This is a genomic window from Pseudomonas sp. NPDC087342 (genome assembly GCF_044744265.1).
GTDB lineage: Bacteria > Pseudomonadota > Gammaproteobacteria > Pseudomonadales > Pseudomonadaceae > Aquipseudomonas > Aquipseudomonas nunensis.
The window spans coordinates 96899-110866 of sequence record NZ_JBIUXZ010000003.1; the positions used below are offsets into that span (position 1 = coordinate 96899).

11 protein-coding genes and 1 pseudogene are annotated in these 13968 nt (G+C 55.4%); 6 read left to right on the forward strand and 6 right to left on the reverse strand.

Translation table 11 applies throughout. From position 1 onward, the window contains the following. Positions 1-420 precede the first annotated feature (420 nt). Positions 421-1038 carry a nuclear transport factor 2 family protein gene (locus ACIOYV_RS10815; protein ID WP_401323547.1) on the forward strand — a complete coding sequence of 206 codons (618 nt, stop codon included), beginning with the start codon at positions 421-423 and terminating at the stop codon, positions 1036-1038. Positions 1039-1186: 148 nt separating this feature from the next. Here ACIOYV_RS10815 and ACIOYV_RS10820 read toward each other — a convergent pair whose 3' ends face one another. The 4 genes from ACIOYV_RS10820 to ACIOYV_RS10835 form a co-directional block, all read right to left on the reverse strand. Next, positions 1187-2809: an acyl-CoA synthetase gene (locus tag ACIOYV_RS10820; RefSeq protein ID WP_401323548.1), complete on the reverse strand. Its 1623-nt coding sequence runs from the start codon at positions 2807-2809 to the stop codon at positions 1187-1189. A 123-nt stretch (positions 2810-2932) separates the two neighbouring features. Further along, positions 2933-4489: an aminomethyl-transferring glycine dehydrogenase subunit GcvPB gene (gene gcvPB, locus ACIOYV_RS10825; RefSeq protein WP_401323550.1), complete on the reverse strand. Its 1557-nt coding sequence runs from the start codon at positions 4487-4489 to the stop codon at positions 2933-2935. Beyond that, positions 4489-5889, reverse strand: coding sequence for an aminomethyl-transferring glycine dehydrogenase subunit GcvPA (gene gcvPA / locus ACIOYV_RS10830; protein ID WP_401323552.1), 1401 nt, complete (start codon positions 5887-5889; stop codon positions 4489-4491). Before gcvPA ends, gcvPB begins: the two co-directional genes overlap by 1 nt. Positions 5890-5923: 34 nt before the next feature. After that, a complete protein-coding gene (locus ACIOYV_RS10835; protein WP_401323554.1) occupies positions 5924-7093 on the reverse strand; it encodes an ATP-NAD kinase family protein in 1170 nt (389 codons plus the stop codon). A 160-nt stretch (positions 7094-7253) separates the two neighbouring features. On the opposite strand from ACIOYV_RS10835, the gene ACIOYV_RS10840 reads away from it, so the two are divergent. The 3 genes and pseudogenes from ACIOYV_RS10840 to ACIOYV_RS10850 form a co-directional block, all read left to right on the forward strand. Continuing rightward, positions 7254-7859 carry a TetR/AcrR family transcriptional regulator gene (locus ACIOYV_RS10840; RefSeq protein ID WP_401323556.1) on the forward strand — a complete coding sequence of 202 codons (606 nt, stop codon included), beginning with the start codon at positions 7254-7256 and terminating at the stop codon, positions 7857-7859. Between the two features lie 341 nt (positions 7860-8200). Further along, positions 8201-8350, forward strand: a complete 150-nt coding sequence (locus ACIOYV_RS10845; RefSeq protein ID WP_401323558.1) for a hypothetical protein — start codon at positions 8201-8203, stop codon at positions 8348-8350. A 356-nt stretch (positions 8351-8706) separates the two neighbouring features. After that, positions 8707-8988 (forward strand): annotated as a pseudogene (locus ACIOYV_RS10850) (thioredoxin reductase); the annotation flags it as partial. Positions 8989-9326: 338 nt separating this feature from the next. On the opposite strand, the gene ACIOYV_RS10855 reads toward ACIOYV_RS10850, so the two are convergent. Then, positions 9327-9767, reverse strand: coding sequence for a hypothetical protein (locus ACIOYV_RS10855; RefSeq protein ID WP_401323559.1), 441 nt, complete (start codon positions 9765-9767; stop codon positions 9327-9329). 35 nt (positions 9768-9802) lie between these two features. Beyond that, entirely contained in the window at positions 9803-10741 is a 939-nt protein-coding gene (locus tag ACIOYV_RS10860) for a hypothetical protein (RefSeq protein WP_401323561.1), read from the reverse strand. A 151-nt stretch (positions 10742-10892) separates the two neighbouring features. On the opposite strand from ACIOYV_RS10860, the gene ACIOYV_RS10865 reads away from it, so the two are divergent. Both ACIOYV_RS10865 and ACIOYV_RS10870 read left to right on the forward strand, forming a co-directional pair. Next, complete coding sequence (locus ACIOYV_RS10865; protein WP_401323562.1) at positions 10893-11198, forward strand: helix-turn-helix domain-containing protein; 306 nt, start codon at positions 10893-10895, stop codon at positions 11196-11198. A gap of 677 nt (positions 11199-11875) precedes the next feature. Then, complete coding sequence (locus ACIOYV_RS10870) at positions 11876-13942, forward strand: TonB-dependent receptor family protein (protein WP_401323564.1); 2067 nt, start codon at positions 11876-11878, stop codon at positions 13940-13942. Positions 13943-13968: the final 26 nt, after the last annotated feature.

Here is a 13968-nt window from a genome sequence, read left to right on the forward strand (position 1 = left end):
AGTGATTGCTCGCAACAAGTTCTGCGGAACATCACTAGGGCCTGGGAGCGCCCAACACCACAGCTACCGTGCTAAGTGGCCAAAATACTAGCCAATTCAGGCCGACAGCACCGCTAGCCGCCGCGGCGGAGAGGACTCAGTTGTGTTTCTCGCCAATTCCAAATGCTTACACCAGTTCTCCGCCTTCCTCGTTTGGGACTTAAGGAAACATACGGCACGCAACTTGACATACGCAGCGTATGCAAAGCAACATAATACATACGCAGCGTATGAAGTCCCAAAAGCTACGCACAGACACATCACCATCAGCCGAAGACTCCCCAATAACGCACAAGTAATCAGGAGTTTCTATGATCGAACGCCTCGCCGAATACCATTCGCCATCCATGATCACCGACACGGCAACTCGGGAATCTCTCAATGCGTTTATTACGAAAATTCTGCAGGGCTTTTTTACTCGAGGATCGGACGTCCAAGTGCTTCGCCGATCCTGACGTTGCGATCGCCGGTTCCGGCCTGGACGAGAACTTCATGGGGGCCGAGGCAGTACAGAATGGAGTGACCTGGGTGACCACTTTGAACATCCGCTGGGAATCACGGCTCGTGGTGTCCTGGATGCGCGGGGACATTGCTTGGGCACAGATCCGCATCGACGGACACACGATTGAAAATGAAAAGCCAACGGTCGTCCGATATGTTGCGACCGGGATCTTCCAGCGCAAGGGTGACGGTTGGACGTGGCTGTATTGGGGTGCCAGTGAACCGCAGAAAGATGCCCTCAGCCAGCCGCTGTACATCAACCCGCCATTAGGATTACCCCGGAGACCAGAGATGCCTTTTTTCAGAACGTATGCCTTTCATATTAACGGTGCTTCTATCGAGAAGTGCCGCCCCGCAGATTTTTTTGCCTGCGATACCTTGATACAAGAGGACACCGACGCGGGTGACGCTACGCAGTCCAATGAACCCTGCGAATTACCGACCTTCCCCGCCCGACCACGACAAGGTCCACAAGCAGTATCACCTGATTGCGGCTGAACGATAGCGGGATGTTCCGGACACTCGGGGGAACCCTGAGAGCCGAGCCGGCACGTCCCCAGCCCTGCTCCGTTGCCATACCGGCGTGGGCCGATCTCGGCAATGGGCAACATACGATCCACGCAGGTGTTTCCAAGGGGCGCTCTTTTCAGAGTGCCTTGGCCGAATCGCGCAGCAAATACTTCTGGATCTTGCCCGTCGAGGTTTTCGGCAGCTCGCCGAACACCACGGTTTTGGGCAGCTTAAAACCCGCCAGATGCTCCCGGCAGAACTGAATGACGTCAGCCTCTTGCGTGTCCTCATGCCCGACTTTAAGCGTGATAAACGCGCAGGGTGTTTCGCCCCATTTGTCATCCGGGCGTGCAACCACTGCCGCTTCCAATACCGCCGGGTGGCGATAGAGGACGTCTTCGACTTCGATGGTGGAAATGTTCTCGCCGCCCGAGATGATGATGTCCTTGAGGCGATCCTTGATTTCGACATAGCCGTCGGGGTGCCGAACCGCCAGGTCGCCGGTATGGAACCAGCCGCCCTTGAAGGCTTCGGCTGTAGCTTCGGCGTTTTTCAAATAGCCCTTCATTACCGTATTACCGCGCATGAAAATCTCACCCATGCTGGTGCCGTCGCAAGGCACGGGTTCCAGGGTTTGCGGATCGGCGACCATCAGCCCTTCGAGGGTCGGGTAGCGTACGCCCTGGCGTGACTTGATCTTCGCGCGCTCGTTCAGCGGCTGTTCATCCCAGTGCGCATGCCAGGCGCAAACCGTCACCGGGCCGTAAACCTCGGTCAGGCCATAGACGTGCGTGATCTTGATGCCCATTTGCTCGACCGCACCAATGACCTTGGCCGGTGGCGCCGCGCCCGCCACCATGGCATTGACCGGATGATCGATGGCGGTCTTGGCCGAGTCCGGCAGGTTGACCAGCGCATTGAGTACAATCGGCGCACCACACAAATGGCTGACCTGGTGCTCGTGAATCAGTGTGAGAATTTTTTGCGGGTCGACCCGACGCAGGAACACATGAGTCCCGGCCAACGCGGTGACGGTCCACGGATAGCACCAGCCATTGCAGTGGAACATCGGCAACGTCCAGAGGTACACCGGGTGGTTGCCCATGGCCCAGGTCATCTGATTACCCAGGGAATTGAGATAGGCACCACGGTGGTGATAAATCACGCCCTTGGGGTTACCGGTAGTGCCGGAGGTGTAGTTGAGGGAAATAGCTTGCCACTCGTCCTCGGGCCATTGCCAAGCGAACTGCGGGTCGCCCTCAGCGAGGAACGCTTCGTAGTCCAGCGCGCTGACGGCACTGCCTTCGCCGTACTCCGGATCGTTCACATCCACCACCAGCGGCGGATTGGAAAGTCCGCTCAAGGCCTCACGGATCACCGCGTGGAACTCACGGTCGGTGATCAACACCTTGGCCTCGCCGTGCTCCAGCATGAAGGCAATGGCCTGCGCATCCAGGCGTATATTCAGGGTATTGAGAACCGCGCCGATCATCGGCACACCGAAGTGCGCCTCGAGCATCGCCGGGATGTTAGGCAGCATGACCGCCACCGTATCGCCCTTGCCGATGCCTCGCCCACTGAGTGCGCTGGCCAGGCGTCGGCAGCGTTCATAAGTTTGTTGCCAGTTGCGCCGTACAGCACCGTGGATCACCGCCGGATACTGACCGTAGACAGAGGCCGTACGCTCGATGAAGCTCAGCGGCGAGAGGGCAATATGGTTGACTGACGAGGGCGCCAGGCCCGTTTCGAAAATCGACATGACGTTTTTCCTGTGGGGAAGTCGCCAGCCGTGTAGCGATGCTGGCAACCTCCGATGGCTGATTGTTAGCTCTGATCAGGTTTCGATAACGCCCCGCCTCATCGACGGGGACGCTGCAACGGCTCAGGCAGTCTGCTTGTTGTTTTTGCGCAGGTACGAGCGCCAGGTCATCGCCCAGCGTAGCGGGTCTTCCAGTGGTGCGGCCTTCAACCGGTGGATCGCCTGGTTATGCGGCGACGTCTTTACGATCTCCGGGTTCGAGTAGGCCTCGTCGGAAATGTGCGCGAGCACGGCGATCCAGGTATCCAGCGCCTCCTTGCCATACATCTCGCCCGCCTCGGGCGTGAAAGGCTCCGGCACCAACCACGGGTGATGGCTGCTCCACATCGGATCAATGCCGAAATCGCTCATGCGATTCTGCACGTCGTGGACGTCGACCCCGGTGTCTTCCTTGAGTTGCTCAAGGCTGTAGCGCGTCATCTCCATCCGCGGACTTGTGGCCTCGGGGTGTGAACGGGTTACGCCGCGTATCGCCAGCAAACCTTTTTCCATGTAGTTGTTGGCCAGAACCGAGATATCGGACGCTTCGGCCATGCCTTCCGCGCCCATGGCGCGCGACCAAGCGTAGGCCTTGAGGATGACGGGAACGTTGCCCCAGAATTCACGGATCTTGCCGGCGCTCTGCGGACGATCGTAATCAAGGCTGTAGCGCTCACCGTCGAACGCCACCACCGGCGCCGGCAGGAACGGCGCGAGTTCCGCCGAACAACCATAGGCACCCACCGCCGGGCCGCCGACCCCGCTTTTCGGTGCGCCAAACGTCTTGTGCAACATGAACATGCACGCATCGAAACCGAGTTCTCGGGCACGGATTTTGGTCATCGCGCCGTTGAAGTTAGCGTGGTCGTAGAAGCACAGACCACCCGCCTCGTGCACCACCCGCACCCACTCGCGGATTTCCGGGTTGTAGACGCCCATGTCATCGGGGTTGTTCACCATCAGCGCTGCGGTGCGATTAGACACGGCGGCTTTGAGGGATTCGAGCGACGGATAGCCGTTCTCATCGAGCATCAGTGTGATGACTTTGAACCCCGCTGCCGCGGCCGTTGCGGCACTGCTGGGGTGAGTCTGGATGGTGGTGATGATCTCGTCGCGCTGAGCCAGTTCACCACGGGACGCATGGTAGGCGCGGGTCACGGCACAGTTGGTGTAGGCCGCGTCGGCACCGCCGCCCGCCTGGAAGATGAACTGATCCATCCCGGACAACTCGCGCAGGATCGTGTCCATGCCATGCACCACTTCCAGCGCACCTTGCAGGGTGTCTTCGTCCTGATACGGATGCACATGAGTGATTTCCGGGCGCCAGGCCATCGCCTCGTTGATCTGGGCGTTGTACTTCATGGTACAGGTGCCGAACAGACTGATGTTCATCATGCCCAAGGTCTGTTGCGACAAACGCAGGTAGTGGTACAGCACCTCGGGCTCGGACATTTCCGGCAACGCCGGTTTGCGCGTGCGGCGCATGTTCGCGGGAATCAAACCGTCGGCATTGCCAACAGCGGCTTGCACCTCGGCTTCCACGTCAGAAAAGATCACTCCGCGACGGCCGGGGTAGCCCATCTCCAGAATGACCGGTTCGCTCCAGACGGGAGCGTGGTATTCCTTGAGTGTAATGTTCATTATGCGATTACCTTTTTGAGTGCAGCCGTCAGACGCTGGAGATCGGCCTGGGTGTGAATCTCGGTGACGCAGTAGAGGGCGCTGGCGCCCAGCTCCGGGAAGTCCTGTGTCAGGTCTTTGCCGCCGAAGATTCCGAGGGCGAGAAGCCGCTTGTTGATGTCCTTCACACTGAGTCCGGTCGCGTCGAAATTCACCACGAATTCCTTGAAGAAACCCCTTGGAAACGTCACGCGCACGCCTGGAATGTCAGCCAGCAGCTTCGTGGCGTAGTGAGCCCGCTGCAGGATGACATTGCCCACGTCTTCAAAGCCTTGGGGCCCCATCATTGCCATGTAAACGGCATTGGCGATGGCCCACATGTACACCGAGTGCCCAGTCCAATCGTTTCCCTTGTCACGCAAGCCGTATGAAGATTGCTCGAACAGGCTCAGGCCAAAACCATATTCACCAGGCTTGGTGGTCTCGCCGATGCTGATGAACAGCGTTGGGTACTGGTGGGCGTAAAGTTCTTCGTCGCGCGTCGCGATGAAACCGCTGACGCCGCCACCGCAATTCATATGCACGCCGAGCGGCTGCGTGGTACCCACCACGATGTCCGCTCCGAAATCGATCGGTGCAGCCAGGACGCCCAGCGAAATAGGGTCCACACCGACAATCACTTCGGCACCCGCCACATGGGCAATGGCGGCAATTTCGGCGCCTTGTTGTTCGATCACCCCGAAGTAGGACGGGGTTTCGAAATAGACGGCAGCCGTTTGCTCGCCGATCGAGGCGCGAAGGTGATCAAGATCGAGCAAGCCGGTTGCCGGATCATAGTCGACGAGGCGTACAACAATGTGGCTCGGCATGTCGACCGGTTCGCAGTAGTTGCGAATGATCGAAAGCCGTTCCGGGTCAATGGCACGGACCACCGCCACCTCGTTACGCCCGGTGATGCGCGTGGCCATACGAATGGCGTGGCCCGCAGCGCAGCCCCAGCTGCGCACCGGCAGGCCCACCAGGTCCATGTTAAGCAGCTCGCCGAGCTGGCTGCAGAACTCGAACCAAGCCTGGTTGCGGCCATGGTCGGAGCTTGGCTCGCCGAACACCGACGTCAGCCACTCATTGCGGCGCACAACCTCGTCGCACGCCGCCGGAACGTGATGCTGCCAGCAGCCGGCGCCCAGAAAGTTGAGGTTCTGCTCACACGTTTTGTTCTTCGACAGGGTACTTACCAGGTGTCGACGCAATTCGCTTTCGTTCAGTGCCGGCGGCAGGTTGATCGGACGTTGCAGGCGATGGCCCTCGGGAATTTGCTGGAACAGCTCCTCGATGCTGTCGACGCCGATCGAGTCGAGCATCTCCTGCTTGAGTGCGGGAACAGAGTTCGCCATGTAGGGGTGGGCGACATGAGTACTCATGGGGTTATCCTCGTTTTTCGGATGGAACAAATGATCAGGATCGAACCCTGAAAAAGACGGACCGGTCGGGTCCTGTGTGCACGCGAATATGGCCGCTGAGCATGGCGTCGACTTCGACGTTACCGGTGTCGACGCGCAGGCAGCCGGCGTCGAGGGAAATGAGCTTGTCCATCGAAGTGATCACGATGATATTTTCGCGCCCGGTGCGGCGGATCACCTCGGCGCTGATCTGCTGATTGCCGCGTCCGAACAAGCTGCCATGGCCGCCAAGTACACCGACGATGATCCGGTTCGCATGGCCTTCCATAAGGCGGATCAACGCTTGCTCGTTGAGGTCGGCTCCAACCAGCGCGCCGTCCATGACTGCGTCGACGCCCAGCAGGGTCGACGGCAGGCCGAGTTCAGTCATTACCCGCCGTGTGGTGGTGCCGGGCCCCAGCAGGTAAAGCCAGCCAGCTTGCATCTGGTGGACGACCTGTCGGGCCACGGCGTCGAGCGCCAGGTTTTCATTGGGGACGGAACCGGCCTTGGCGTTTTGCACCATATGACGCTCGTGCGGACTGAGTGCGTAGCCATATAGACGCGCCGACACCTGATCGCTGCGCATGGCAGCCTCATCAATGTCCATGACCTCGGCCTCACGAAAGCGCACTTTGGAGTCGCCAGCCATAACGCGTGCCGCAAGGCTTCCGGCGTTCTGCGGATTGGTAGCGAAGACGGCGGAATACATTTTCACACCCGTCGGGATGCCAAGGATGGGTACTCGATCGCTGACCATTTCCAGCACGTCACGCGCGGTCCCATCGCCGCCGGCGAACAGCAGCAGATCGACGCAGGCGTCTGCCATGACGACGGCAGCCTTTCGCGTGTCTTCGGGCCGGCTCGATCCAGGTGATGGTCGGTACACAACGACAGGGTCAAGTCCGGCGGCGCGAGCGATGTCTTCGCCCAGCTCCCCTGCTCCGGTTATCAATCGAAATGGCGTGGCCGAGGCTGCCAGACGCTTGAGCGCAAGCGTGGCCCGCTCGCTTGAGACCGGTCGCGCGCCGCGGCGTATCGCTTCCTGCAAGACTTCAGCACCATCGGTACCCTTCAAGCCGACACGCCCGCCCATGCCGGCGACAGGGTTGACGATCAGGCCGATGGTTTTGTTGCCCTGACTGGCACTGAGGCGTGAAATATCGGAGTCGCGCTGCTCACGCATTGCTCGGTATCCTGTGCTGAATGACGGCGTTTCAGAACCTGTGCAGTACACTGCCCAGACACATTGCATACGCCTCGTATGTCAGCCACAATACGACATACACGGCGTATGTCAACTCACATACGCCGCGAATGTTATTTTTTTGATAGGAACAGGATTGATGGCGCAGAAGCGTGCAGACATGATTACCGAGACCCGCGGCAAGCTGATCAAGGCGGCGCGGGACGCATTCGCTGCGAAGGGCTATGCGGACAGTTCGATGGATGATCTGACTGCCAAAGCGGGGCTGACCCGTGGCGCGTTGTACCATCACTTTGGTGACAAGAAGGGATTGCTACAGGCGGTCATCGCCCAGATCGATGAAGAGATGATGGCGCGACTGTCGGTCATCATTGCGGAGGCGAGCACGGCCTGGGACGGCTTTATCGATGAGTCGATCGCTTACATCAAGATGTCTCTGGAGCCCGAAATCCAGCGCATTGTGTTCCTCGACGGCCCTTCTGTGCTGGGCGACCCGTCGCAATGGCCAAGCCAGAATGCCTGTATTCGCAGCACTCAGCGCAGCATCCAGAAGCTGATCGATGAAGGCACGATCCGTGCGGTCAACACCGAAGCGACGGCACGCCTGATCATGGGTGCCCTGCTCGGCGCGTCCTTGTGGATTGCCAATGCCCAGGATCCGCAAACGGCGTCTGAGGATGTAGCCGAAAGCTTCCTGGCATTGGCTTCCGGATTGCTAATGGAGAATAAAACGGCGGATCAGTAAGAATCCGGCAATTCGGCAGACGCCGTTTCTACGCAAAACGGTACTGCTTACATAGCCTTTGCAAACCGTGGCTGAATAATCAATCAAGTGGATCGACGGCGTTGTTCAGCTGATGCACATCCTCTGTTGGATATGGCACGTCCTCTACCGCACCTCTTGCGTATTTGGCTTCATCGGGATTAGACATACTTGTTCGGGTACTGACCCTATCACCTTGCACGAAGGGTTATAAGCCCTGGGTTTTTCCAGGGCGCGCCTCATGTAGCAAAGTATTTAATGAGGAATTATCGGCAGAACCACGCGCGCTGGGTAGGCGCTGACGTTGAGTGACAGGTCTATGTGTGGTCCTGACGCTAGCTTCCGTGCTGGGCCTCGATGGCCGTTCAACTCATCCGTCGGGACTGTATCTGCCAGAACTGCTAGGGGACGCGGAGTCGTTCGTCAGTCAACTCAACGGTTCGGGCGCGGTGGTGTCCGAGGAGATTATTTAGCTTCACCTGCCCGCCAATACGCTTACCGTTCTCGTAGGCGACTAAAAGGTAAGCGCGGATTCACCAGCTCGACCCTTAGAATGCGCGAGGGCTACCTTGCGCTTGGCAAGGTGAGCCAGCCAGAAGCCAACGCCAGCAGCAATGCACACGTCGATAGAATCTCGCCTACCCTGCGGGCACTGCATAACCAAAGCCTTAGGCGATCACCCAACCGCACTAGCGGTGATGTTGCTCGACTGGGGACCAACAACGTTGTTTTTGAACGAGGTATTCGAGCCGGATGGCGACCAATTTGCACTGCTCGCCAAGCGTGGGTTGCGGTAGAGCACGAACCCTTCGTGTCGGTTTGCGAGGAATTAGCTGATGTGACACTTGCTACCGGTCGTGTGATCAAACTGACAGGACTGTTCACTCAGCCTCGCACACGCATGGCCAGCCCATTGGCAGCGCAACTGGGTTGCGCGTTTGAAGACGGGCCGACGGGTCAGTTCGTCAAAGTCGATGCGTTGCTCGAAACAAGTGTAACTGGTGAGTTTGCCTGCGGCGATGCGGCAATAGCCGCAGGCAATGTCGACATCGCAGTGGGGGACGGCGCTCGCACGGGCGGCGCGGCACACCAGTCGCTGATCTTTCACTGAATACTAATAATATCCTGAGTAGGTTCAGCAATTACGTAACCATCATTTGACTGCTTCCGATCAATAGCCGACGCCGTCGGGAAGTTTGAGCCAACCTATGAGCATCTCCCTCCGGCGCACTTAGACTTGCCCTCCCCTGCCCCTGAACTCAGGATTACCTGCGTGCGATACCCTAGAAATTGACGCGACGTCTGCTAAGTATCCTAAAGGCTCTCAAGCGTAATCGCCGGCATCGAAACAACGAGCGCGCGAGAAATCTGAGGACCGCACTAGGTAAAGACAATCTCACCACCGCAAAAGCCTGATTGGAAATCCTAGAAAACCAGTCTATTGCGAGATCAAACCTGGAAAACCTTACGCGCCTTGAAATGATCCCGCATGACCACATACGCCATCCCCATTCCCGCGCCCACGAGGATCAGTAAGGAGACCAAGATCGAATGGGTGGCATGGATTATCATCATGAATATGGGACTTAGCAAAAGTGAGAAGCCTACCCCAAGCATGAACACCATGACGACCGGCAGGCCTTTATCTTTGTAAAAAACTTCTCCGTCTTCGAGTTTAACGGAATATAAAATGCTCATGCCTAGCAGACGCCGAACTAAAGCAAGCTTCACTTTTTTGCCTACCACCAAAAACGAACGCATATAGTCATCACACACGATATCTCTCGTTCGAACGCCGTTTAATTTCACGAACGAAATGACTCGCTGGCCATCGACGATTGAACCGAAACCGATTTCCTGAATTACACCATCTAAAATTATAAGTGCCATATTTCAACCACCTTCGAAGAAATCCTTAAGAGTTATTAAATATTTTTCGAGTAGATTGTTTTTCCGGTCACACCGTCTTTTAGATCAATGCGCTGAGGACTTATCAGTACGAATCGTTGAGGACCAAATTCACCCGCAAATCGCTCACGTTCAACTGACTTAACGTACCCGTAGATATCGATGCCTAGCTTTTCTCGAGAGGATTCAATCTGGCGAGCAAGTGATTCGTCTGAAACCTCAAGGAGTAGATCAGAACCTCCCTGAAAGCCGATGTAGTAACTCGTCGGACCAGGATTCAAATAGCAGCGGAGCTTAGGTGCCCTTGCCATGGTGGTCGCGTTGCGCTTCTCTTCATCGGAGTAGTCCAGCTTGTCCGAAAATAAGCAATTATCTATTCGAAAACCTTTCGCTTGTGGGTCGTAATTGCTTAGTGAAATCGGCGTCCAGTCATCAGAACTCAGCTTTACTAGATCGTTGGACTTCACCTTGGCAGCCTCTTCCGCTACCAATATGCCCAACGCAGCGGTCAAATCCTTCTTCTTAAAAGCATCGCCTTCGGACTGCCTTTGGGAAGCCAAACGATATAGCTCGGGGTTCGCTTTACGAAGGTTGAACGCATCAGCCATGGCGTCAGCAATGTCTTCAGGGGTTTCAGCCCAATCGCGTTTGGCGTTGTACAAATTAAAAGCGGTCATCGGTTGTTTTGCGTCGAGGTAGGCATTTGGCTCTGCCCTACCCGGGTCCGAAAACGTCACCATACGTGGAGCATTTTCCTGCTCCAGTTGTTGCAGCAGCGCTTTGTCAGCTGCCTTTGCATTACTCGAAGCATCGCTTTCTGAAACCTGTTTCGCCGTCGAATTGCTGGCTTTGGGCGTTTCACTGCCGCTGCCGCAGGCGGCTAATAACAGACCGCCGACAGGCACCACGAATGCAAGCACACGGCGCCCAAGCATCATTTTTTGCTTAATAATCATTAAAAATATCCCTACCTTGCTCTTCAAGTTAGCGGCGACTTGAGCGCTTCCAAGCCACTCTTTTGCCATCGCCGGCCAAAACTACCAAAACGGTAGCATTTCGACTAGAAGCAAATTGCACCATGGCGCCACTGATTCACTAGAAGACGTCATGACCACCAGTACGCTTTGCATACGGCTCAAGCACGCGCGATTATCCGCGGGGCTATCTCAAGAAGAGTTGGGGATACGGATTGGCCTTGAGCCTGCGTCGGCTAGCACGAGGATGAATCGCTATGAGCTGGGTAAACGCGTTCCCGCCCCCGAACTGATCGAACGCGTCGCTACCGAACTTGATCTTCCTGCAGCTTATTTTTATGCCTATCACCACGACGAAGCGGATCTGCTCGAGCGCTTTCACCGCCTTAATGATGCTAACAAAGCCAAGCTGATGGCCTATCTTTACAAGTTGGAATAGGCCTGCACCTTTGATTTTAACGATCGCTTATTTCGCCAACACTTCGGGCGGTTTGCCGACTCCTGCTAAAGCTAGGCAGATCTGTCGAACGTTTCTAAAGCCTTGGGCGCAGATGCCTCATCCGTGAACAATCCGTCAAACTGAACGTAATTCTCGAAACAGCACAGCTCCACGAGCTTGAAGCTGATCGCCGTCGTGATAGCGTTATTATCAGCATCGAAATCCCGCCGCAAAAACTCGATTCTTCAGCTTCATCCCAGAAATGCTTTAGAGCCAAAACACTTTTAGATGAGACGTTCTGTCGCACCCCAACCATTAGTAACCAAACGTCACGGTCCGTGCTAATTGTGCGGCAGAATGTCGCAGGATCACGCAGAGAATAAACTGCATTAATATTCTGTCATTACAGCTAAGGCGAAGCTTCCAAGGCTCACGCAGTTCGACTTCTGCCGGGCAAATTTAGCTTCTGAAATTTCCTAGGCTACAAAACCCATAATAAATAGTGGTTTTAGCTTCAAGGTAAACACCACCGAGGGTGTCCTGCTGCAATGAATACTGCAGCGCTAGCGATCAAGCAATTAAGAATAATCGTCGCATCAACGAAAAACCTTATTGATACCGTAGATATCAACTCAACTCCTGCGTGCGCCTTTCACCAAAAATTTAAGTGATCAGCAATGAATAAAATCTCACGTATAATAAAGAAGCCGACTACTACACTGATCGCTTACTGGCCTCTCTGCGTTTCGACTTACGCGATAGCGAGCAACGCTCCGGAGCCAGTGGCACTCAATCTGCCAGCCATTTCTATACATGCCGAGCAGCGAAGCGAAGATAACGCCGCAAACGCGATTAATGCCGCTCGCGACGCACTGTCACAAAGGGCTGGAGGAACAGCAGTGGTTGATGCTGATAGTTACCGAAATAGCAGAGCCAGCACGCTGACCGATGCCTTGGCGTATGCGCCAGGGGTATTGGTGCAGAGCAGGCACGGTGACGAGACACGTTTTTCCATACGCGGCTCAGGTATTCAGCGCGGTTTTTTGATGCGTGGCATTCAATTGTATCAAGATGGCACGCCGCTAAATCATACTGACGGCAGTGGTGATTTTCAGGCTATTGACCCTCTAGCCTTTCTATACAGTGAAGTGTGGCGGGGTGCGAACGCCTTGGAATACGGCGCCAATAGCTTAGGAGGTGCAGTGAATTTTGTGTCGCCTACTGGATTAACCGCTCGACCAATGACATTGCGTGTACAGGAAGGCTCTTTCGGCGAACACCTAACACATTTCACGGCAGGTGGCGCGAACAACACTCTCGACGGTTTTGTCAGTGCGGGTACGAATGATCAAGAAGGTTACCGTGATCACTCTGCAACTCATGCTAACCGCTTTTTTGGAAATCTTGGTGCTCAACTTGACGACAACTTGTCCGCACGCCTTTACTACACGAACATTGATACCACTATGGAAATGCCAGGCGCACTGACTCATGCTGCCATGGATAAAGACCCCAAACAAGCCGCGCCTAATTATGCGCGCTTAGGTGCAACAAATAATTATACCTTGCGCCGCACCGCTCTCGAGTTGACATGGCAGCCGGGATTGCAAACTAAAATCATCTCTACCGCTTTTGTTGCAGACAGGGATCGCTACCATGCGATGACTTATGGAATCCTCGATCAAGAGATTCGCGACGTAGGCGTTAATACCAGAGTGGTTAGCGAACTGGGGAGCGAATCACTCCCTCGTCGCGTTACATTCGGTGTAATGATGTCGCGCTTGAGTGGCACCGAGGATCGCTTCGCTAATGTGTCTGGACACCCTGGCAGGAGCACTGGCGAGAACAAACTTAAAGCTAGTCAGCAAACAATTTTCACAGAGTACACGCACGGAATCGTCGACCACTGGGCCGTCCAAGGGGGGCTACAGGCTGTCCATGCGACGCGCGAAATGGATAACCTCACCCAGCCATCCAGAGGTTACAAAACGGATTATAACAACACGTCGCCGAAAGTCGGATTGATTTACAGCCCTGACGTAGACACACAGGTTTATGCAAACATAAGCCGAAGTTTTGAGGCGCCGCCATTTGGAGAATTGGTCGTTTCTCCTAATTTTCCGATGGCAGATGTGCAGCGTGCTACCACCTATGAGGTAGGTTTTAGGAAGCATACAAAGCAAATGGAGTGGGACGTCTCAATTTATCAAGCAAATATTCGGGGTGAATTGTTATCGCTTACTAACGCTCAGGGAGTTGACTTGGGCACAGTCAATGCCGATAGAACGATCCATCGAGGGGTTGAACTAGGAGCAACTCTACCGATAACCAACTCGATTCGCTGGCGTACAAATTATCTATACAACGACTTCCGCTTCGACGATGACGCGCGTTACGGCAATAATCAACTGGCAGGCATTCCCCCCCAGCTACTTCGAAGTGAGTTAAAATTTGCATTCTCCCCTCACCTGTTCGTAGCACCCGCGGTAGAGATATCCAAGGGTAAAACCTGGATTGATCACGCAAACACCAAATCCACTGACGGATATCTATTGTGGAACCTGACCGTGGGTGGAGAATTAACAAAAGGGCTCAACTGGTTCGTTGATGGTCGTAATCTCGCAAACCGCACATATGTCTCAACGACTAACGTTGTGGCGGATGCTCGTGGCATTGATGGCGCTTATTATTTCCCAGGCGATGAAAGATCGATGTACGTAGGTCTTGAATGGCGGATGGAATAAATCCGTGGGGGATTTTCCGTATTTTG